The sequence below is a fragment of the Methylobacterium sp. D54C genome (assembly GCF_053345595.1).
This window is the reverse complement of sequence record NZ_JBKFAK010000033.1, coordinates 21,918-41,315: the sequence shown is the minus strand read 5'-3', so window position 1 is coordinate 41,315 and position 19,398 is coordinate 21,918. Positions and strand designations below refer to the sequence as shown.

Sequence of the window (19,398 nt, the reverse complement as noted above, 5' to 3'; positions counted from 1 at the left end):
ACACGGGCGCCGCGGCCTCGGCGGCCTTCGGGGGCGGCGCGGCCGGCGCCGGCCGGGTGGCCGGGACCGCGCCCCGGACCGCGTCGCGCAGGAAGTCGCCGGTGCTGGCCTCCCGGGGCGCCGGAGCCGGAGTCGCGGCCGGAGTCGCCCGCTCGGCCGGAGCGGCGCGCGCCGCCGGGGCCGGCCGCGCGAGGCCCGCGTCGCGGGGGGCAGGTGCCTGGGACACTGCCGGCGCCCGCCGGCCCTCGCCCTCGGGCACCGTGATCCTGTAGGTGTAGGTGGCCTCCTCGCCGGTGACGAACGTGACGATCACCGACACCGTGTCGTGGCCGGCGAAGTCGGGTCGGGCCGTGTAGTAGAGCGTCCGCGCGTCCCGCTCGACGTCCTGGCAGCCGTCCCGCGACGGGGTGCCGTCGATGTTCTGGCCGAGGACCAGGAACTCGCGCCGCTGCTCGATGCGGCCGCCGCGCGGGGGCGTGACCAGCTCGATCGCGGCCGCCGGAACGGACGGGCAGCCCGGTCGGATCTCGTGGGTGGCGTAGCCGTCGAGGCGGACCCGCTCCCCGGGCCGCGCGGTCACGCTCGTGGATCCCGCGAGCGCCGGTCCCGCGAGGCAGAGCCCCAGGAGGCCGACGAGGATCCCGGTGCCGCCGGCCCCTCCCGTCGTAACGCGTCGTGCCATGGCATCCTCCTCGGGTTCGCGGGTCGGGCGATTCCGGTCCGCGGCGAGAGCCTCACTTCGCGTCGCCGCGCGTCAGGACCGGCTTGCCGCCGTCGGTGCGGAACCGGACCGCGTAGGTGCTGTTCGCCGACTGGGCATTGCAGGTGATGACCACCGGGCCGCCCATCGGGTTGGGCATCTCGCAGGTGCCCTTGACCTTGAAGGTCGACTGGTCGCGCTCGGCGTACATCAGCTCGTCGACGGGCTGGTGCAGGGTGCCGCCCTCGACGAAGCCCTTGGCCGAGGCCATGAACGCCATGGCCTTGCCGTCGGTGGTGCCGAAGATGAACCCGGCCTTCGGGCTGCCGACGACGGAGGTGTTCACCGCCTCCGGGGCGCAGGTCGCGGTGAGGTCCTCCCCGTCCATCATCAGGGACTCGCAGCGGCCCTTGAAGGACAGCTTCAGGAACGTGCCCGGCGGCGGATCGCGCCCCTCCGCGCCGTCGCGCGGCGGAGGCGGCGCCTGTGACGGCGCCTGTGCCGGTGGCGGCGACGGTGGCGGCGAGGGCGGCGTCTCGGGCGGGGCCGGAGCCCGGGCCTCGACCCGCCGGTCCCAGCCGCCGCGGGGCTGGCCGGGCTGCCAGACGCAGAGACGGGCGCCGTCATTGTCCCAGCAGGGGCCGCTCGGCGACAGGGCGCCGAGGGCCTCGGCGGCGCGCAGGCCCCCGGACGACCCGTTCCAGAAGGCCGTGGCCTTCAGCGGGTTCTGCGGGTCGCGGACGAGCTGCGCCACGACGTCGAGCTTGCCCGCGGCGTAGGAGCGGATCTCGAAGCCGCGGGCGCCGGTCTGCCCGGTCTCCGACCGGAACTGGCAGGCCCCGTCGAGGCGGACATCGCCCGCGACCTCGAGGTAGCAGTCGGCGGCCCGCGGAGCGCCGGCCTCGGGCGCCGCCGCGGGGGCGCCGCCGAAGCCGGGGCGGCCCTCGCCGACCTTCCAGGCGCAGATCCGGCTCCGGGACCCGGTCCAGCAGGCGCCCTCCGCGGTGACGCTGTCGGCGGGGCCGTCCTCGGGCTTGCCGCCCGGCTCTCGGTTCCAGGTCGCCGTGCCCTGGCCGGGCGCCGTCACCGACACGACCACGCCGTCGCGCAGGTAGCCGTTGGTGTAGGTGGCGAGGCGGAACCCGCCCACGCCGTAGCTGCGCGCGTCGGTCAGGAACTCGCAGACCCCGTCGATGACGGTCCTGCCGTCGGCCGCGAAGAAGCAGTCGGCCTTGCGGACCTTGATCTGCGCCTGCGCGGCGGCGGGCAGGAGGAGGCCGGCCAGCAGGCCAGCCATCAGGGCGGCGGTGCGATGGCCGATGCGGCGTCCGGCCCTGGGGGCCGGGAACCGCGCGGGATCCTTGCGGCGGGGACCCATGATGGCCGTCTCCTATGGATTGCCGAGGAGGCGGCGCGCCGCCTGGATGGTCCGGTCGTTGCGCTGGTCGACGACGCGGCCCTGGTAGAGATTCCGGTCGGCGAGGCGCTGCTGGAGGGCGGCCCAGAAGCCGGCGCCCCACTGGTCCTGCTCGAGATTCTGCAGGATCTCGGTGGACTTGAGCTCGAGGGCGCGGATCGTCAGGTCGGCCGCCTTCGCGGGATCCCGCTGCAGGCCGGCGCCGCCGAGGTCGTACAGGAAGGCCGCCGAGGCCGCCGCGGGGGCGAAGGAGCGCTCGACCGCGAGGCGCTCGAGATACCGGGCCGCCAGGGGGCCGTCCGGCGCGGTGACCCGCTGCTCCCGGTTGGCCGGGGACAGGTGCATCGCGGCGTAGAGGTACTGCGCCACCGGGACGCCGCTCTCCGCCAGGCCCCGGAGCTTCGCCGCGTCGGCGGCGTTGGAGACCGCGCTCTTGGACAGCGCGATGAGCTCCTCGACGCTCGGCGTCGCCGCGGGTGGTGCCGGAGGCGGCGGGCCGGCGGGCTTCGCGGCGCCGGGGTTGCCGGCTCCGGGGTTGCCGGCTCCGGTGTTGCCCGCCCCCGCACTGCCAGCTCCCGCGTTGCCCTGCGGGCCGGCACCCCGGCCGGCCAGGGCCTGCACGGCCGCGCGCGTCTGCGGCGTCGCCGTCCCGTCGGCCGGCCCGGTGTAGAAGCCGCGCTTGGCGAGGTCGCGCTGGATCGCCGCCACGAGGTCGGGGGGCTGCCGGCCGAGCTCGTCCGTGAAGGTGGTGACCGCCCGCGGCAGCTTGGCCGCCACCGTGTTCATGTAGAGGTCGGCGGCCTTCTGCGGATCCCGCGGGACGCCGCTCCCGGCATCGGTGTAGCAGCCGGCGATCCAGTAGAGCGTCGACCAGGAATCGAGGTAGTTGTTCCGGACCGCGACCGGGTTCGCCTGGAAGGCCAGCCCGTAGCGGCAGCCCCGCTTGAGATCGTGCTGGCCGCGGGCGGGGTCGAGCAGGAGCTCGGTCATGCCGCGCTGGGCCCCGGGGAAGCCGAGGTCGGCGGGCTTCTGGTAGTAGGTCAGCGCCTTGGCGGCGTCGGGCTTGACCGGGTTCTTGGCGTAGACCGCGGCCCATTCGGGATTGTAGAGGGCGCCCATGAACGAGCGGGCGCTGACGTCGCCGGCCTCGGCGGCCGTCCGCAGCTTCTCGAAGGCGGCCCGGTCGCCGTCCTTGCCGGCCTTGTCGAGCAGGTCGAGATAGAGCTTCTCGTTCTCCTTGCTGTCGGCGGGCTTGCCCCACTCGCCCGCGGGCTTCAGCAGCGCCAGGGCGAGGCCGGCCAGGAGCGCGACCGCGGCCTGGGGCAGGACCAGCCAGGCGAGGCGGTAGCGCGCGTCCGCGTACCAGAGCGTCGCGTGCGCCCGGAGCCGGTCGGTCCCGATCGTGGCGCCGCTCATGACTTGGCTTTCATGTAGGCGCGCAGGGCCGTGATGACCGCGGCATTGCGCTTGTTCTCGACCGGGAGCGTGTAGAAGCCGCGGGCGGTCAGCGCGGCCTGGATCGCGCCCCAGAACCCGTCGCTCCAGTTGCCCGCCTCCGGGAACAGCAGCCAGAAGGTGATCTGGTCGTCCTTGAGGTCGACGCCCCGCAGGGCGAGGGCCGCCGCCTTCCCGGGATCCTTGGCGACGTTGCCGTAGCCGGAATCGTACAGCACCGCCGCCTCGCCGGCCGCCATGCCGTTGCCGGCGGCCGCGGCGCGCTCGTAGGCGGCGACGGCGACCTGCGCGTCCGGCGCGAAGACGTCGCCCTTGTTCATCACCGGGTTGAACAGGCGCGCGTAGGCGGTGAGCGCGTCCGCGTCCCCGGCCTCGGCGCGGCTCTTCAGGTCGGCCATCTTCCGCCGGTCGCCGGTCCGGGCGGCGGCCTGGAGGGCCAGCACCTCCGGATCCGGGCCCTTGGGCGTCACCCGCCGCGGCTCGGGCCGCGGGGTCGCGACCGTGTTGGTGATCCCCGCCTCCACTTGGAGGGCCGTGATGATCCCGGGATTGGGCCGCCCGTCCACCGGGCCGATGTACCGGCGCTGCTCGGCCAGGTGCCGCTGGATGCCCGACACCAGAGCGGGGTTCTGCTGCCCGAGATTGTTGATGAAGGCGTCCATCGTCGGCCGGTGGCGGCGCCACAGCACCGCGGTCACCAGCCCCCCGGCCCGCACCGGGTCCTGCGGCAGGCCGCTCTCGGGCTCGACGTAGCAGGTGGCGAGCTTGACGGTCAGCCGCTCCTCGCCGGTGATCGTGCGCTCGAGCGTCTCGGGGGCGTCGATCCAGGTCTGGGCCAGGCGGCAGCCGCGCCGGAGGTCGCGGTTGGGGTTGGCCGGGTCGAGCAGCACGTCCGCGAGGCGCGTGACCGCCAGGAGATCGCCGATCGCGGCGCCCGGTCCGTAGAGGGCGGCCGCCCGGACGAAATCGTTCGGCGCGGGCTTGTTCGGGAAGTAGGCGGCGGTCAGGGGGTCGTAGAGCGTCCCGAGCTTGGTCGCGGCGTCGATCTGGCCCTGGGTGGCCGCGGCGGTCAGCGCGTCGAACGCCTCGCGGTCGCCGTCCTTGCCGGCCCGGTCGCGCAGGGCGCTCAGCTCGGCGAGCCGCGCCTTCGAGGCGGTGGCCGGCTGACCCCAGACACCCTGCGCGGCCAGCGCCATGCACAGGCCCGCCACCGCGCAGGTCACGGCCTGCGGCAGGGCGAGCCAGGCCAGGCGGTAGCGGCGATCGTCGTACCAGAGGGCCGCGTGCGCGCGCAGCCAGTCCTCGCGGGCGATGCTCATGGCTGCGACGGCTCCCGGGCCGTCACGACAGGGCGGCGGGGCGCGGGGCCCCGCCGCCGAGCGCCCGCTCGACATCCACGAGCTCGAACTGGCCGTAATCGCCCAGGGGATCGCTGGCGAGGCGCATCGCCTGGGCCTCGCGCAGGCGCTCTAGGAGCGTGCGCATCTCGCGGGCATTCGCCCAGTCGTGCCGCTGCGCGCGCTGCTCGACCCACGGGATCAGCAGGGTCTCGAAGCGCGGCGGCAGCCGGAACGATTGCCGCGACGCCATCAGGCGCAGGATCTCGACGAGGTCGTACGGGTCGTAGGCCGGGAATTCCACGGTCTTGGTGAAACGGCCGGCGAGGCCGGGATTCGTGTCGATGAACCGGGCCATGTCGCCGGTGTAGCCGGCGACGATCACGATGATCCGGTCGCGGTTGTCCTCCATGAACTTGAGGAGGGTGTCGATCGCCTCCTTGCCGAAGTCGCTGCCGCCCCCGCCGCCCTCGGCCAGCGTGTAGGCCTCGTCGATGAACAGGATGCCGTCGAGGGCCTCGCGGCAGCGCTCCTGGGTCTTGGCCGCGGTCTGGCCGACATAGCCTGCCACCAGCCCGGCCCGGTCGACCTCGACCACGTGCCCCTTCCGCAGGACGCCGAGCGTCCGGAAGATGTCGCCCATGATGCGCGCCACCTCGGTCTTGCCGACGCCGGGGGGCCCGGTGAACACCATGTGCTGGCTCACCGCGCCGACCTCGATGCCCTCGGCGCGGCGCCGGGCATCGACCAGCACCCGCGCCGCCACGGTCTTCACCTGCTCCTTGACCGGCGCGAGCCCGATCATCGCGTCGAGGCGGGCCATGACCTTCCGGGCCGCGTCCATGTCGACCGCGCCGCCGGCCTGGCGGCCGAGGGCCGCGGCGATGTCGGCGGGTTCGAGCCGGTTGATGTCGCCGCCGGGGCTGGCGGCGAGGCGCAGCGCCTGCGCCTGGCGGGCCTTCTCCAGGACCGTGCGCATCTCGCGGGCGTTGGCCCAGTCCTCGGCCTTCGACCGGGCCCCGACATAGGCGGCGAGGTCCTTCTTGAACCCCTCCGGCATGACGAAGCCCTGGCCCGCGGCCATGCGCTTCAGGATCTCGGCGAGCTCCGGCGGGCTGTAGGGCGGGAACTCGACGGTCTTGGTGAACCGGCTGGCGAGGCCGGGATTCGCGTCGATGAACCGGCGCATGTCGTTGGTGTAGCCGGCGACGATCACGATGATCCGGTCGCGATTGTCCTCCATGAACTTGAGGAGGGTGTCGATCGCCTCCTTGCCGAACTCGCCGCCGCTCCCGCCGCCGGGAGCCAGCGCGTAGGCCTCGTCGATGAACAGGATGCCGTCGAGGGCCTCCTTGCAGCGCTCCAGGGTCTTGATCGCGGTCTGGCCGGCGTAGCCCGCCACCAAGCCGGCCCGGTCGACCTCCACGAGGTGGCCCTTGCGCAGCACCTTGAGCGCCTTGAAGACGCTGCCGAGGACCCGCGCCACCTCGGTCTTGCCGACGCCGGGGGGGCCGGTGAACACCATGTGCTGGCTCATGGCCGCCACCGGCAGGTTCTGGGCGCGGCGCTGCTGCTCCACCTGCATCCGGGCGATGACGCCCTTCACCTCCAGCTTCACGGGGTCGAGCCCGACCATGCCGTCGAGGGTCGCGAGCGCGGTGGCCAGGAGGTCCTTCTTCTCCGCGGCCGCGCCGTCGTCGACGAAGCGGATCGGGCGGATCTTGCGGCTCGCCCGGGCCCGGTCCAGGGCGCGCCGCGTCGCCTCGATCCGCGCCGGGATGTAGCTCGCCGCGAGCAGGCCGCCGACGAGGCCGCCGAGGATCAGGCCGTTGCGCAGCAGCGCCGACGGCGTCGCGGCGAGCGACCCGAGCACGTCCGGCCGCAGGGCGACCAGCAGGCCGGTGGCACCCAGCACGATGACCGCGAAGAGCGCGACCGGATGCTTGTCGAGGCGTTCCATGGACGTGGTGAACCTTGGTGCTGGCCCTGGTGATGGCCTGGGTGCTGGCCTGGGTGCTGGGCGCGCGTGGCCCCTCGGGCCGCCCTCAGGCGTCCTCGCCGGTGGCGCGGAGCAGATCGACGATCTCCAGGCGGCGCAGGTCGCCGCCCTGGAGGGCGACCCGGGCGGCCTGGGCCTCGCGGGCCTTCTCCAGGAGGGTGCGCATCTCGCGGGCGTTCGACCAGTCGTCGGCGCGGGACCGCTGCGCGAGCCAGGGGGTCAGCGCCGCCTCGAACCCCTCGGGGAGCGCGAATTGCTGCCGGGCCGCCATGCGCTTCAGGATCTCGCAGAGATCCTTCGGGCTGTAGGGCGGGAACTCGATAATCTTGGTGAACCGGCCGGCGAGGCCGGGATTCGTGTCGATGAACCGGCGCATGTCGTTGGTGTAGCCGGCGACGATCACGATGATCCGGTCGCGGTTGTCCTCCATGAACTTGAGGAGGGTGTCGATCGCCTCCTTGCCGAAGTCGCCGCCGCCCCCGCCGCCGGCGGCCAGGGTGTAGGCCTCGTCGATGAACAGGATGCCGTCGAGGGCCTCGTGGCACTTCTCGAGGGTCCTGGCCGCGGTCTGGCCGACATAACCGGCCACCAGGGCCGCGCGGTCGACCTCCACGAGATGCCCGCGGCGCAGCACCTCGAGGGACCGGTAGATCTCGCCGATCGCCCGCGCCACCTCGGTCTTGCCGACGCCGGGCGGCCCGGTGAACACCATGTGCTGGCTGATCGCCGCCACCGGCAGGCCCTCGGCGCGCCGCCGCTGCTCCAGCTCCAGCCGCGCGATCAGGGCGTTGACCTCGCGCTTGACCGGCGCGAGCCCGACCATGGCCTCGAGATTCGCGATCACGGCCTCGGGGGACCGGGCCTCCACGACCCGGCGCGGCGCCACGATCAGGCGCGGCAGGGCCAGCAGGCCGCCGGCCGGCTGCCCGAGGCCGGCCTCCGCCTTCCGCGCGGCCGTCGCGGTCGCGGCGAGGCCCAGAGCCGCCAGCAGGGCGACGGCGATCCCGATCGCCGCCTTCCAGCGCAGCTCCGGCCCGGCGGCGTTCCACCAGGCGATCGGGCCGTAATCGGTGCTCAGCAGGAGCGGGGTGAGGACCGCGACCACCAGCCCGGAGACGACGAAGGGGAGGATGGCGGATTTCGACATCCGTCAGCCTCCGCAGGGCTTGCTGGTATTCCAGATCACGGGGATCCGCTGGACGCCGCCGGTCGTGTCGATCTTCAGGCCCGGCGTCAGCTCGACGAAGACGTCCTTGGCGGCGCCCTCGATGGTGATCTCGCCCTTGCCGGTCTCGTAGGGCGCCGGGAACGGGACCGCGATGTTGATCGGGCCGTCGGCGACGTTGAAGGCGGGGGACAGGTAGTTCCCGGCCCGGATGCGCACCACGCCGCCGGCATCGGCCGCCATCTTCGACAGGCGCATCTGGCCCAGGGGGGCTCGGCAGGCCTTGGCCTCCGCGACGATCTTGTCCTTCTCGTCGGAGGGCAGGGTCTCGGCGGCCTTGTCGATCTCGCCCGCCTTGACCAGCGTCAGGGCCGGGCGCGCGGCCGTCCCGGCGGTCTCGCCGCCGCCCGAGAGCAGCACGCCCGCGACGGCGCCCGCCGCCACCAGGCCGCCCACGATCGCGATGAGGCTCGGCGAGAGGCCCGGCTTGGCGGCGGGCGGGGCGCTCGGGGCCGCGCGAGGCTCGGAAAGCCTATCCTGAGCCTGCCGCTCAGCATTCTGGTGTTCGACTTCCGACATCCAGCGGGCCCCCGAACATGGAACGACGTAATTCGTGCGTCGCGTCGGCGCGCACGACATGGCCTGCAGCCTCGCTCTTTTTGGAAAGATTCGAAGAAATTAGCGGGCCGATGCCTGTCACCATGACCGGCCGACTTCTAGGCAGGCGGAAAAAACCGGTCTACTAGTGTATATGACCTATCGTCGCAGCCTTGACACGCCGGGGATTTTCCTCGGCATGGCTCCGCGCCGCGACGTCATGGGGATAGATTCCGATGCTGCGACCGGGAGTGGCATGAACGGCTCCGCGCGAGAGACCCTGATCGTTGCCGACGATCACCCGCTGTTCCGCGAGGGCATGCGGCGCATCGCGGAGCGGCTCTACCCGCAGGCCCTGGTCCGGGAGGCCGCCACCATGGAGCAGGTCCTGGCGATGGCCCGCGCCGGGGCGCCCCCGCGGGCGTTCCTCCTCGACCTCCTGTTCCCCGGCCTCGATCCCCGCCACTCCATCGGCGCGCTGCGCGTCGAGTTCGAGCGGGCCTCGATCATCGTCGTGTCGATGATCGAGGACGAGGGCCTGATCCGGACCGTCATGGCCGAGGGTGCCGACGGCTTCATCGGCAAGGCGCTGCCCGCCGCGGAGATCGCCCAGGCGATCGCGGCGATCCGCGACGGCGAGTTCGTGATCCGGCGCAGCCCGGTCTCGGGTCTCGCCGCACCGCGCGGCCCGCTCCCGCCCCTGACGCAGCGCCAGCGCGACGTGCTGCGCCTCGTCGCCCTGGGACGCACCAACAAGGAGATCGCCCGGGAACTGGAGATCTCCCCCTTCACCGTCCGCATCCACGTCTCGGCGCTGCTGCGCGCCCTCGACGTCACCTCCCGGTCCGCCGCGGCCGCGAAGGCCGCCACGGCCGGCGTCGGGGATTGAGGGGGCGGGCCGTGCGGCGGGGCCGATCGTACACCTGTCCGAATGGCCCGGTGCCGGGCTCCGTGGCAGAGCCCGGCGCATGAGACGGGCGGGACGGGGAGACGGGCGCGCGGCCCGCGGGCGTTTTCCGACGGGCCCGGCCCTGGCGGTGCTGCCGGTGCTGGCGGTCGGACTGGCGGTCGGACTGGCTGCCGGGCTCGCTGCCGCGCCCGCCGCGGCCGATCCCGATCTCGCCATGCTGCCCCACGCCACGGTGCTGGCGGCGATCTGCGGGCGGCCCGCCGACAAGGAGGCCGAGACCTGCCGGATGAAGGACGGCCGCACGGCGGAATTCTGGACCGCCGCGATGTTCTCCACCGAGACCGGGAGCCGGTTCACCGGCTTCGTCACGATGCCGGCCCCGGGCGCGGACGCCGCGGCGCCCGACCGGCTGAGCGTCGCGGCCGCCACCTACGTCCTCAAGGATATGCGCTGGCGCCTCGAAGACGTGCAGGTCCTGTCCGGCCGGATCGGGACCGGGAACCGCAACGGCGGCGCCCCGGAGGTGGACGAGCGGCTCGGCGCCGTGTTCAGGCCGCTGAGCCGGGGCCGCCTCCTGATGGGCCTGCGCCTCACGGTCTACGGGACGGCCGGATCGCAGGGCTTCTCGTTCCTCCTCCTCCAGTTCCGCGACGCGCCGGCGCACTGGACGCTCGCGGGCGAGGTCGCGGCGGGCGCCGACGAGACGGCCGGCTGCGCGGAGGATCCCTGCCGGCTGGGATCGAGCACGGGACGGCTGGAGATCCTGCCGGAGGATCCGCGCGACCCTGCCGCGTGGCCCCCGGTCCGAGTCGCTCTGAGCGGCACCGTTCTGGGCGCGGACGGGGCGCTGCGTCCGGCCACGGACCGGGATGCCCGGGTCTATCGATTCGATCCGGGCGCCGGCACCTACCGCTGACGGCGCCCGCGACCGTGCGTGCGGCCGGTCGACGAGATCAGACCTGCAGTGAAGTAAAAAATAATCTGCCGCATATTTTCCGCAGGAACGTCTCGCTGCAGCACGGGGACCATTGTAGCGGAGACTGAATAAGCGGTTCTAGCACCGAAGACTCGTCCGCGCCGCCACATCGCGGGCTCCCGCCGCGTCTGGTGGCGTCGATCACCTTCAGGTAGACTTGTCAGATCTGTCCGCGATCGGCGACGGCGGCGCGCCGCTGCCCGGATCCCGGGCGGCGACGCGGCAGGGCGACTGCACGATGAAGCGACAGCGGGAGACCGGGGCCGGCACGGCGCGATTCAGGGCGGAAGCCGCGGGGTCCGCTCCGGCGGAGCGGGTGCCTGGCCTCGGTCTCGGTCTCGGCGTCGCTGCCGGCCGGGCCTGAGCCGCCGATGTTCGGGTCGCGGCGCCGGCGGGACGAGGCGTACGACAACGAGAAGGCGCAGGCGCTGATCCGGGCCGTCGTCATCGGCCTCGCCTGCCTGTATCTCCTGCCCCAGATCTACGGCGGGATCGCCCCACCGGAGGCCCGGTTCGTCGCCTATCTGGTGACGTGCCACTGGGTCTTCGCCGTGGCGCTGTACGGCTGGATCAGCCGCAATCCCGGCAGCAACACGCCGCGCCGTGTCGTCACCTTCCTCCTCGACCTCGGCGGGATGACCTACACGATGGCGGTGGGCGGCGCGCCGTTCCTGCCGCTCTACGCGATCGTCATCCGGCTGATCGTCGGCAACGGCCTGCGCTACGGCGTCACCGCCCTGAAGGCGTCCACGGCGGCGGCCCTGGTCTCGATCGCGGTCACCACGTACTTCAACGCGTACTGGCGCGCGAACCCGTTCCTCGTCCTGACGCTGACGGCCATCACCGTCCTCGTGCCGACCTACATCTACAGCCTGCTGGAGCGCCTGCGCGGCGCCTACGAGCGCGAGCAGGAGGCGAGCCTGTCCAAGTCGCGCTTCCTGGCGCAGGCGAGCCACGATCTGCGCCAGCCGATCCACGCCATCAGCCTGTTCACCGCCTGCCTGCGCGGCGCCCGGCTGGGGCCGGAGGAGCTGCAGATGGTCGAGAACATCGACCGGTCGCTGCAGAGCGTCTCGCGCCTGTTCAAGTCGCTCCTGGACATCTCGACCCTCGACAGCGGACGGGTGGAGCCCCGGCCCGAGCCCGTCGCGATCAACGACATCCTCGAGGATGTCCGGCGCCAGAACTCCGAGGCCGCCCAGATCGCCGGGACGGCCCTGCGCAGCCGCGCCTGCGCGGTCGTGGTGCGCACCGACCGGGCCCTGCTCACGACCATGGTCCAGAACATCGTCAACAACGCGATCAAGTACGCGCCCGGCCGGCCGATCCTGATCGCCTGCCGCCGGCGGGGCGACCGGCTCGCCATCCAGGTCTACGATCGCGGCCCCGGGATCCCGGTCGCGCATCAGGAGCGGGTCTTCGACGAGTTCTACCAAGTCCGCCGCCGCGGCGACCGGGACGTCGAGGGGGTGGGCCTCGGCCTGCCGATCGTCCGGCGGCTCGGCGCGCTCCTGGACCTGACGGTGACGCTGCGCTCGGTGCCGGGGCGCGGGACCTGCGTGACGATCGGTGACCTGCCCCTCGCCCGGGCCCTGCAGCCCGCGGCCCTCCCCGCCCGGCTCGACCCGCCGGCGACGATCGGCGGCCTGCGCGTGCTGCTGGTGGAGGACGACGCTGCCGTGCTGCGGGCGACCGCCAGCCTGCTGGAGAAATGGGGCTGCCGCGTCCGGCCCGAGACCGGGATCCCCGACGCCGTGCCGGAGATCGACCTCCTCATCACCGATTTCGAGCTCGGGAACGGCGTCACGGGGACGGACTGCATCGCGGCGGTCCGGAGGCTCGCCGGCCGCCCGCTGCCGGCGGTGGTGATGAGCGGCCACGACGAGGCGCGCGTGCGCGAGGATCTGGGGGCGCCGGACATCCCGATCCTCTCGAAACCGGTCCGGCCGGCCGAGCTGCGCTCCGTGCTCACCGCCGCGAGCCTCCGGCTGCGCCCCCGGCCGGCGCCGGCCGCGTGAGGCGCGGTCGGCGCCCTACCGGGCCGGTTCGTCCGGGGCCCTGCCCGGCTCCCTGCCCGGCTCCTCGCCGGGACGCGCGGTCCCCGTCCGGCCGCCCTGCTGGTCGAGCATCGCCCGGAGCAACGCGTCCCGCGCGAGGCCGTGCTCGGTCGCGATGCGGTCCACGATCCGGAGCGCCTGCGCGGCGGGGGAGCGGTCCGTCACCGGCAATTGCGCGAAGGCTTGGCTGAGCCGCGTTCCCGCGACGTATCCGATGACGATCCCGACGAGGACGCCGCAGGCGCCGGCCAGGATCAGGACGCCGAACTTCATGACTCACCCGCCGGCTGCCGCGAGACTGCCGGCCTTCTGACCATCCCGCGCGGGTGATCTCAAGAGGCGGGCGGCCGGCTCGGCGGCCCCGGTCGCCGCGTCAGCCCTGCTCCGCGCGGTCCGCGCCGTCGCGGGCCTCGGCCTCCCGCCGGGCCGCGCGGGCCTGGGCGATCAGGTCGACGGCCGTCAGCGGGGCGTTCGCCCCCACGCCGCCGGCCAGCAGCAGGCCCGGCGGCACCGTCCGGACCTGGGCACGGCCGCCGCGGACGCCGCGGCGGCCGGCCCTTCGATCGGTCGCGTTCGTCATGACAGCGCGCCGCCCGTCAGCGCGGGCCGGCCTGCGGCCGCGGCCGCGGAACGGCGATGGTGACCAGCTCGCCGGTGATCGGATCCAGGATCGTCATGGGCCCCCCCGTGGTTGTGCCCCATGGCGGACCTGAATTGTGTTTTAACATTGGCCAACCGGGGCCGTGTGCACAGATTTGGCGGTCGATGTCGGCCCCGGCCGCGCTCCGATTGTTGATTATCCGTCCCGATATCCGGATCGAAGTGCGGTATTCCCGGGCCCGGCGCCGGCGGGACGTGCGGCGGGACGTGCGGCGGGCGCGCTAGACGGACATCCAGCGGAGCACGTCGGCCTCGACCATCCCGGCCCGGGGGCCGGCCAGCACCACCTGCCCGCGATCCATCACCGCGTAGGAGTCGCAGAGGTCCCGGGCCCACTCGAAATACTGCTCGACCAGCACGATCCCCATCTCGCCCTTGCCGCGCAGGTAGGTGATCGCCCGGCCGATATCCTTGATGATTGAGGGCTGGATCCCCTCGGTGGGCTCGTCGAGCACGAGGAGCTTCGGCCGCGTCACCAGCGCCCGGCCGATGGCGAGCTGCTGCTGCTGGCCGCCCGAGAGGTCGCCGCCGCGCCGGTGCAGCATGTCCCTGAGCACCGGGAACAGGTCGTAGATCTCCCCCGGGATATGGCGGTCGCGGCGCCTGAGCGGCGCGAAGCCGGTCTCCAGGTTCTCCTTGACGGTGAGCAGCGGGAAGATCTCGCGGCCCTGGGGCACGAAGGCGATCCCGGCGCGCGCCCGGTCGTAGGGCGCGAGGCCCTGGATCGGGCGGCCGTCGAGACGGATCGCGCCGGAGCGCACCGGCTGCTGGCCGACGATCGCCCGCAGCAGCGAGGTCTTGCCGACGCCGTTGCGGCCCAGGACCGTGGTGACCCGCCCGGCCTCGGCCGTCAGCGAGACGCCGCGGAGCGCCTGCGCGGCGCCGTAATAGAGGTCGATGCCGTCGACGGAGAGCATGGTCATCGTCCCAGATACACCTCGACGACCCGCGGGTCGGCCGAGACGGCGTCGATCGAGCCCTCGGCCAGCACCGCGCCCTCGTGCAGGCAGGTGACCCGGCAGCCGAGGTCCCGGACGAAGTGCATGTCGTGCTCGACCACCAGCACGGCGTGCTCGCCGGCGATGCGGCGCAGCAGGCGGGCGGTCTCGGCGGTCTCGGCGTCGGTCATGCCGGCCACCGGCTCGTCGACCAGCAGGAGCTTGGGGTCCTGCGCGAGCAGCATGCCGATCTCCAGCCACTGCTTCTGGCCGTGGCTGAGATCGGCCGCCGGGCGGCCCCGGTGGGCCAGCAGGCCGACGGTCTCCAGCAGGGAATCGATCCGCGCGGCCTCCACCCGGTTGCGCCAGCCGAACAGGGACGCGAAGGCGGCGCGCGGACCTTTGAGGGCGAGCAGGATGTTGTCGGCGACCGTGTGGCTCTCGAACACGGTGGGCTTCTGGAACTTGCGGCCGATGCCGAGGTCGGCGATCGCCGGCTCGTCGCTCCTGAGCAGGTCGTGGGTGCCGTCGAACAGCGCGATGCCGCTGTCCGGCCGCGTCTTGCCGGTAATGCAGTCCATCATGGTGGTCTTGCCGGCGCCGTTCGGGCCGATGATCGCCCGCAACTCGCCGCGGGCCAGCGTCAGCGACAGGCCGCGCAGGGCCTTATAGCCGTCGAAGGTCACCCGCAGGTCGTCGAGGTAGAGGAGCGCGTCCGTCTCGCGCTTCCGGTTGGCAGGGCCGCGGGCAGCGGCATCCGGCGGTTCGAGGAGGTCGGTGCTCACGAGCCCTGCCCTTCTTCGGCGAGTTTCGGGGCGATGGCGGGCTCCGGCGGCAGCTTGGCGGCGGCGCGCCGGGAGCCGAACCGCTCGATCGCGGTGCCGACGAGGCCGCGCGGCAGGAACAGCGTCACGAACACGAACAGGCCGCCGAGCGCGAACAGCCACGCGTCCGGCATCGCGCCGGTGAGCACGGTCTTGGCGTAGTTGACCAGCACGGCGCCGAGCGCCGCGCCGACCAGCGTGCCGCGACCGCCCACCGCCACCCAGATGACCGTCTCGATGGAGTTGGTGGGCGCGAACTCCCCCGGGTTGATGATGCCGACCTGCGGCACGTAGAGGGCGCCGGCGACGCCCGCCATCATGGCCGAGACCGTGAAGGCCAGCGTCTTGAAGTGCTCCGGCCGGTAGCCGAGGAAGCGCGTGCGGCTCTCGGCGTCGCGCACGGCGATCAGGATCTTGCCGTAGGCCGAGACCGTCATGACCCGGGCGATCAGGTAGCCCAAAGCCAGCGCGATTCCGGTGGCCACGAAGATGCCGACGCGGAAATTCTGTGCCTGAACCGAGAGTCCCAGAAAATCCTTGAAGTCGGTCAGCCCGTTGTTGCCGCCCAGCCCCATGTCGTTGCGGAAGAAGGCGAGCATCAGCGCGTAGGTCAGCGCCTGGGTGATGATCGACAGGTAGACGCCGGTCACCCGCGACCGGAAGGCGAGCCAGCCGAACACGAAGGCCAGCAGGCCCGGCACCAGCAGCACCATCAGGGCCGCGAAGGCGAAGTGGTCGAAGCCGTACCAGTACCAGGGCAGCGCCTTGTAGTTCAGGAACACCATGAAGTCGGGCAGGACCGGGTTGCCGTAGACGCCCCGGGCGCCGATCTGGCGCATCAGGTACATGCCCATCGCGTAGCCGCCGAGGGCGAAGAACGCGCCGTGGCCGAGCGAGAGGATGCCGCAATAGCCCCAGACGAGGTCGAGGCTGACCGCGAGCAGCGCGTAGGCGAGGTATTTTCCGAAGAGCGAGACGAGGTAGGTCGGCAGGTGCAGGCCGGAGCCCTCCGGCACCGCGAGATTCAGCACCGGCACGGCGAGGCAGAAGGCGGCCAGGACGGCGAGGAAGATCCAGCCCTTCAGGTCGATGAGGGGGGTGCGAGGCGGCATGGGGCTCACGATTCCACCGCCCGGCCCTTGAGCGCGAACAGGCCGCGCGGGCGCTTCTGGATGAACAGGATGATGAAGATCAGGAGGCCGATCTTGGCCAGCACCGCGCCGATATACGGCTCGGCGAGCTTGTTCACGACGCCGAGCGTCAGCGCCGCCACCAGCGTCCCCCAGAGGTTGCCGACGCCGCCGAACACCACCACGAGGAACGAGTCGATGATGTAGCCCTGGCCGAGATTGGGCGACACGTTGTCGATCTGCGAGAGGGCGACGCCCGCGATCCCCGCGATGCCGGAGCCGAGCCCGAAGGTCAGGGCGTCGACGTAGGGGGTGCGGATGCCCATCGCGGCGGCCATGCGGCGGTTCTGGGTGACCGCCCGGGTCTTCAGGCCGAAGGACGTCTTCCGCAGCACGAACAGGAGGCCCAGGAACACGGCGAACGCGAACACGATGATCCACATCCGGCCCCAGGTGATCGACAGGCCGTAGAAGTCGAAGGCGCCGCTCATGAAGGCGGGGGCGCCGACCTCGCGGTTGGTCGGGCCGAAGATCGAGCGCACGCCCTGCTGCAGCGCGAGGCTGACCCCGAAGGTGGCGAGCAGCGTCTCCAGCGGGCGCCCGTACAGGAAGCGGATGATGAACCGCTCGATCAGCACCCCGACGAGGCCGGCGACCAGGAACGCGCAGGGGATGCTGATCGCCAGCGACCAGCCGAACAGGACGGGCGCCTTGGTGCGGATCAGCTCCTGCACGAGGTAGGTCGTGTAGGCGCCGAGCATCACCATCTCGCCGTGGGCCATGTTGATCACGCCCATCACCCCGAAGGTGATGGCGAGCCCGATGGCGGCGAGCAGCAGGACCGAGCCGAGCGAGATGCCGTACCAGACGTTCTGGAGGGCGCCGATTATCGCGAGCCGCGTCTCGATCGCCGCGATGCCGCGGGCGGCGGCGGCGCGCACGGCCTCACTCGGATCCGCCGCGAGACCGCGCAGGATGCCCATCGCGTCGCCATCGCCCCGGGCCTGGATGGCGGGAATCGCGGCAATCCGGTCGGGTTCCGCGGTGCCGGGCCTCGCGAGCAGCACGGCGGCGCGGGCCTCGGTGAGCGCCTGCCGGACGCCCGGACTGGTCTCGCGGGCGAGCGCCGCGTCGAGGGCCGGCAGCGCGGCCGCGTCCCGCGCCTTGAACACCGCGTCGGCGGCGGCCCGGCGCCGGGCCGGGTCGGGGCTCGCGAGGTCGAGCTGCCCGCGGGCGGCCTCGATCGCCCGGCGGACGCGGTTGTTGGCCCGCACCGGCTTGAGGTCGGGGCTGTCGGCGGCCGGGGCGCCGGTCCTCGCGTCCACGACGGCGCCGCCCTGCCGGATGAGCAGGGTCTTGTCCGGGCCCACCAGCAGGCGGCCGTCCGACAGGGCCGAGAGGATCGCGTCGGCGCGCGAGTCGCCAGAGGCGGCGAGGCCGGAGACGCCGGCCTCGATCTCGGCGTAGCCGTCGCCGGCGAGCTGGCCGTAGGGGTCGGGCGCCTGCGCGAGCGCCGGGGCGGCCAGCATCAGGAACAGGAGGGTCAGGAGACGGAGCATCGGGGCCGTTCTGCGAGCCGGGAGCGGTGCGCCCCACACGGGTGAGGCGCGTGTCCCCTCTCCCCGCTCGCGGGGAGAGGAGGTGCAGGGCTTACGCGCCGCCGCAGGACTTGGTCTTGGTGTTGTAGTTGCCGCACTTGAGCTTGACCCAGTCGGCCTCGAGGTCCTTCGAGCCCTCGAGCTGCTTCGACCACGCCTCGCCGGGGATCAGGCCCTCGGTCTTCCAGACCACGTCGAACTGGCCGTTCGCCTCGATCTCGCCGATGAAGACCGGCTTGGTGATGTGGTGGTTCGGCAGCATCTTCGCGGTGCCGCCGGTGAGGTTCTTCTGCTCGATGCCCGGCAGCGCGTCGATCACCTTGTCGGGATCGGTGGTGCCGGCCTTCTCGACCGCCTTCACCCACATGTTGAAGCCGATATAGTGGGCCTCCATCGGGTCGTTGGTGACGGCCTTGGGGTTCTTCTTGAACGCCTGCCACTGCTTGATGAAGGCCTCGTTCTCCGGCGTCTTGATCGACTCGAAGTAGTTCCAGGCGGCGAGGTGGCCGACCAGCGGCTTGGCGTCGATGCCGGCGAGCTCCTCCTCGCCCACCGAGAAGGCGACGACCGGGATGTCGGTGGCCTTGATGCCCTGGTTGCCGAGCTCCTTGTAGAACGGCACGTTGGCGTCGCCGTTGATGGTCGAGACCACGGCGGTCTTCTTGCCGGCCGAGCCGAATGCCTTGATCTTCGACACCTCCGTCTGCCAGTCCGAGAAGCCGAACGGCGTGTAGTTGATCATGATGTCCTCGTCCTTGACCCCCTTGGACTTGAGGTAGGCTTCGAGGATCTTGTTGGTGGTGCGCGGGTAGACGTAGTCGGTCCCCTCGAGCACCCAGCGCTTGGCGCCGCCGCCATCCTCCGACATCAGGTAGTCGACCGCCGGGATCGCCTGCTGGTTCGGGGCGGCGCCGGTGTAGAACACGTTCCGCTCGCTCTCCTCGCCCTCGTACTGGACGGGGTAGAACAGGATGTTGTCGAGCTCCTTGAAGACCGGCAGCACGGACTTGCGCGACACACTGGTCCAGCAGCCGAACACGGCCGCGACCTTGTCCTTGCTGATCAGCTCGCGGGCCTTCTCGGCGAAGAGCGGCCAGTTCGAGGCCGGATCGACCACCACCGGCTCCAGCTTCTTGCCGAGCACGCCGCCCTTGGCGTTCTGCTCGGCGATGAGCATCAGCATCGCGTCCTTGAGGGTGGTCTCCGAGATCGCCATCGTGCCCGACAGCGAGTGCAGGATCCCGACCTTGATGGTCTCCTGCGCCCGGGCGGCGCCCGCTCCCAGCGTGCCCATCGCCAGCCCGGCGGCCAGCGCGGCGGCCGAGGCCCAAGTTCCAAATGCCTTCATGGCGGTCCCCTGCGTCGTCTTCCTCGCGACGGGGCAGGCTTCGCAAATCGTGTGCCAATTATTTAGGCATGGCGCGCCGGGAGGCTGCACGGGGTGCGCCGGCGCCCAGAAGGACGGCGTTTCGCCCGCCGGAGCGGCAGCGCCGTGCCGCGTCCTGCGGCGTCGGGGGGCGCGTCGGGGGGCGGGCGGACCAAGCGGTGGGCACCGGCGACCGCAATCTCGCCAGCACGTTGAACGGATGCGGATCGATGCCACTTACCTCAGCCCGCGGGGCGGGCGGCGCCCGT

At 72.4% G+C, this 19,398-nt stretch carries 17 protein-coding genes; 3 read left to right on the top strand and 14 right to left on the bottom strand.

What is annotated here, in order from left to right; all coding sequences use genetic code 11:
- The 7 genes from ACLBYB_RS30015 to ACLBYB_RS29985 all read right to left on the bottom strand — a co-directional run.
- Positions 1-682: hypothetical protein (locus tag ACLBYB_RS30015; protein WP_447700983.1), on the bottom strand; the 682-nt coding region annotated here is incomplete at its 3' end.
- Positions 683-734: 52 nt separating this feature from the next.
- Positions 735-2,078 carry a hypothetical protein gene (locus ACLBYB_RS30010; protein WP_447700982.1) on the bottom strand — a complete coding sequence of 448 codons (1,344 nt, stop codon included), beginning with the start codon at positions 2,076-2,078 and terminating at the stop codon, positions 735-737.
- Between the two features lie 12 nt (positions 2,079-2,090).
- Positions 2,091-3,533, bottom strand: coding sequence for a peptidoglycan-binding protein (locus ACLBYB_RS30005; RefSeq protein WP_447700981.1), 1,443 nt, complete (start codon positions 3,531-3,533; stop codon positions 2,091-2,093).
- The gene (locus tag ACLBYB_RS30000; RefSeq protein ID WP_447700980.1) at positions 3,530-4,891 is read right to left on the bottom strand and encodes a hypothetical protein; all 1,362 of its coding nucleotides are present in this window, start codon (positions 4,889-4,891) and stop codon (positions 3,530-3,532) included. The genes ACLBYB_RS30005 and ACLBYB_RS30000 overlap by 4 nt, the downstream gene beginning before the upstream one ends.
- Positions 4,892-4,913: 22 nt before the next feature.
- Positions 4,914-6,869, bottom strand: coding sequence for an AAA family ATPase (locus ACLBYB_RS29995; protein WP_447700979.1), 1,956 nt, complete (start codon positions 6,867-6,869; stop codon positions 4,914-4,916).
- 85 nt (positions 6,870-6,954) lie between these two features.
- Entirely contained in the window at positions 6,955-8,055 is a 1,101-nt protein-coding gene (locus ACLBYB_RS29990; protein ID WP_020095155.1) for an AAA family ATPase, read from the bottom strand.
- Between the two features lie 3 nt (positions 8,056-8,058).
- Positions 8,059-8,652, bottom strand: coding sequence for a hypothetical protein (locus ACLBYB_RS29985; RefSeq protein WP_042671987.1), 594 nt, complete (start codon positions 8,650-8,652; stop codon positions 8,059-8,061).
- Between the two features lie 274 nt (positions 8,653-8,926).
- On the opposite strand from ACLBYB_RS29985, the gene ACLBYB_RS29980 reads away from it, so the two are divergent.
- The 3 genes from ACLBYB_RS29980 (at position 8,927) to ACLBYB_RS29970 (ending at position 12,574) form a co-directional block, all read left to right on the top strand.
- Complete coding sequence (locus ACLBYB_RS29980; RefSeq protein ID WP_042671988.1) at positions 8,927-9,559, top strand: LuxR C-terminal-related transcriptional regulator; 633 nt, start codon at positions 8,927-8,929, stop codon at positions 9,557-9,559.
- Positions 9,560-9,638: 79 nt separating this feature from the next.
- Positions 9,639-10,496, top strand: coding sequence for a hypothetical protein (locus tag ACLBYB_RS29975; RefSeq protein ID WP_447700978.1), 858 nt, complete (start codon positions 9,639-9,641; stop codon positions 10,494-10,496).
- 431 nt (positions 10,497-10,927) lie between these two features.
- The gene (locus ACLBYB_RS29970) at positions 10,928-12,574 is read left to right on the top strand and encodes a hybrid sensor histidine kinase/response regulator (protein ID WP_447700977.1); all 1,647 of its coding nucleotides are present in this window, start codon (positions 10,928-10,930) and stop codon (positions 12,572-12,574) included.
- A 15-nt stretch (positions 12,575-12,589) separates the two neighbouring features.
- On the opposite strand, the gene ACLBYB_RS29965 is transcribed toward ACLBYB_RS29970, so the two are convergent.
- From ACLBYB_RS29965 to urtA, 7 genes are all read right to left on the bottom strand, one after another.
- Positions 12,590-12,886, bottom strand: coding sequence for a hypothetical protein (locus ACLBYB_RS29965; protein ID WP_447700976.1), 297 nt, complete (start codon positions 12,884-12,886; stop codon positions 12,590-12,592).
- 100 nt (positions 12,887-12,986) lie between these two features.
- A complete protein-coding gene (locus tag ACLBYB_RS29960; protein ID WP_020095148.1) occupies positions 12,987-13,193 on the bottom strand; it encodes a hypothetical protein in 207 nt (68 codons plus the stop codon).
- 301 nt (positions 13,194-13,494) lie between these two features.
- Positions 13,495-14,190, bottom strand: a complete 696-nt coding sequence (gene urtE / locus ACLBYB_RS29955) for an urea ABC transporter ATP-binding subunit UrtE (RefSeq protein WP_447700984.1) — start codon at positions 14,188-14,190, stop codon at positions 13,495-13,497.
- Between the two features lie 2 nt (positions 14,191-14,192).
- Positions 14,193-14,996 (bottom strand): urea ABC transporter ATP-binding protein UrtD, encoded by an 804-nt coding sequence (gene urtD / locus ACLBYB_RS29950; protein WP_020095146.1) that lies wholly within the window; start codon positions 14,994-14,996, stop codon positions 14,193-14,195.
- Positions 14,993-16,147, bottom strand: a complete 1,155-nt coding sequence (gene urtC, locus ACLBYB_RS29945) for an urea ABC transporter permease subunit UrtC (RefSeq protein ID WP_132367901.1) — start codon at positions 16,145-16,147, stop codon at positions 14,993-14,995. Before urtC ends, urtD begins: the two co-directional genes overlap by 4 nt.
- A gap of 5 nt (positions 16,148-16,152) precedes the next feature.
- The gene (gene urtB / locus ACLBYB_RS29940; RefSeq protein WP_447700975.1) at positions 16,153-17,724 is read right to left on the bottom strand and encodes an urea ABC transporter permease subunit UrtB; all 1,572 of its coding nucleotides are present in this window, start codon (positions 17,722-17,724) and stop codon (positions 16,153-16,155) included.
- Positions 17,725-17,815: 91 nt separating this feature from the next.
- The gene (gene urtA, locus ACLBYB_RS29935) at positions 17,816-19,111 is read right to left on the bottom strand and encodes an urea ABC transporter substrate-binding protein (protein ID WP_447700974.1); all 1,296 of its coding nucleotides are present in this window, start codon (positions 19,109-19,111) and stop codon (positions 17,816-17,818) included.
- Positions 19,112-19,398: the final 287 nt, after the last annotated feature.

Excerpts from the sequence above, each read along its gene's own strand:
- ACLBYB_RS30010 (WP_447700982.1), bottom strand. The coding sequence starts at position 2,078 with ATGGGTCCCCGCCGCAAGGATCCCGCGCGGTTCCCGGCCCCCAGGGCC.
- ACLBYB_RS30000 (WP_447700980.1), bottom strand. The coding sequence starts at position 4,891 with ATGAGCATCGCCCGCGAGGACTGGCTGCGCGCGCACGCGGCCCTCTGG.
- urtA (WP_447700974.1), bottom strand. The coding sequence starts at position 19,111 with ATGAAGGCATTTGGAACTTGGGCCTCGGCCGCCGCGCTGGCCGCCGGG.
- ACLBYB_RS29970 (WP_447700977.1), top strand. The coding sequence starts at position 10,928 with ATGTTCGGGTCGCGGCGCCGGCGGGACGAGGCGTACGACAACGAGAAG.
- ACLBYB_RS29960 (WP_020095148.1), bottom strand. The coding sequence starts at position 13,193 with ATGACGAACGCGACCGATCGAAGGGCCGGCCGCCGCGGCGTCCGCGGC.
- ACLBYB_RS29965 (WP_447700976.1), bottom strand. The coding sequence starts at position 12,886 with ATGAAGTTCGGCGTCCTGATCCTGGCCGGCGCCTGCGGCGTCCTCGTC.
- ACLBYB_RS29980 (WP_042671988.1), top strand. The coding sequence starts at position 8,927 with ATGAACGGCTCCGCGCGAGAGACCCTGATCGTTGCCGACGATCACCCG.
- urtB (WP_447700975.1), bottom strand. The coding sequence starts at position 17,724 with ATGCTCCGTCTCCTGACCCTCCTGTTCCTGATGCTGGCCGCCCCGGCG.
- ACLBYB_RS29975 (WP_447700978.1), top strand. The coding sequence starts at position 9,639 with ATGAGACGGGCGGGACGGGGAGACGGGCGCGCGGCCCGCGGGCGTTTT.
- ACLBYB_RS29995 (WP_447700979.1), bottom strand. The coding sequence starts at position 6,869 with ATGGAACGCCTCGACAAGCATCCGGTCGCGCTCTTCGCGGTCATCGTG.
- urtC (WP_132367901.1), bottom strand. The coding sequence starts at position 16,147 with ATGCCGCCTCGCACCCCCCTCATCGACCTGAAGGGCTGGATCTTCCTC.
- ACLBYB_RS30005 (WP_447700981.1), bottom strand. The coding sequence starts at position 3,533 with ATGAGCGGCGCCACGATCGGGACCGACCGGCTCCGGGCGCACGCGACG.
- urtE (WP_447700984.1), bottom strand. The coding sequence starts at position 14,190 with ATGCTCTCCGTCGACGGCATCGACCTCTATTACGGCGCCGCGCAGGCG.
- ACLBYB_RS29985 (WP_042671987.1), bottom strand. The coding sequence starts at position 8,652 with ATGTCGGAAGTCGAACACCAGAATGCTGAGCGGCAGGCTCAGGATAGG.
- ACLBYB_RS29990 (WP_020095155.1), bottom strand. The coding sequence starts at position 8,055 with ATGTCGAAATCCGCCATCCTCCCCTTCGTCGTCTCCGGGCTGGTGGTC.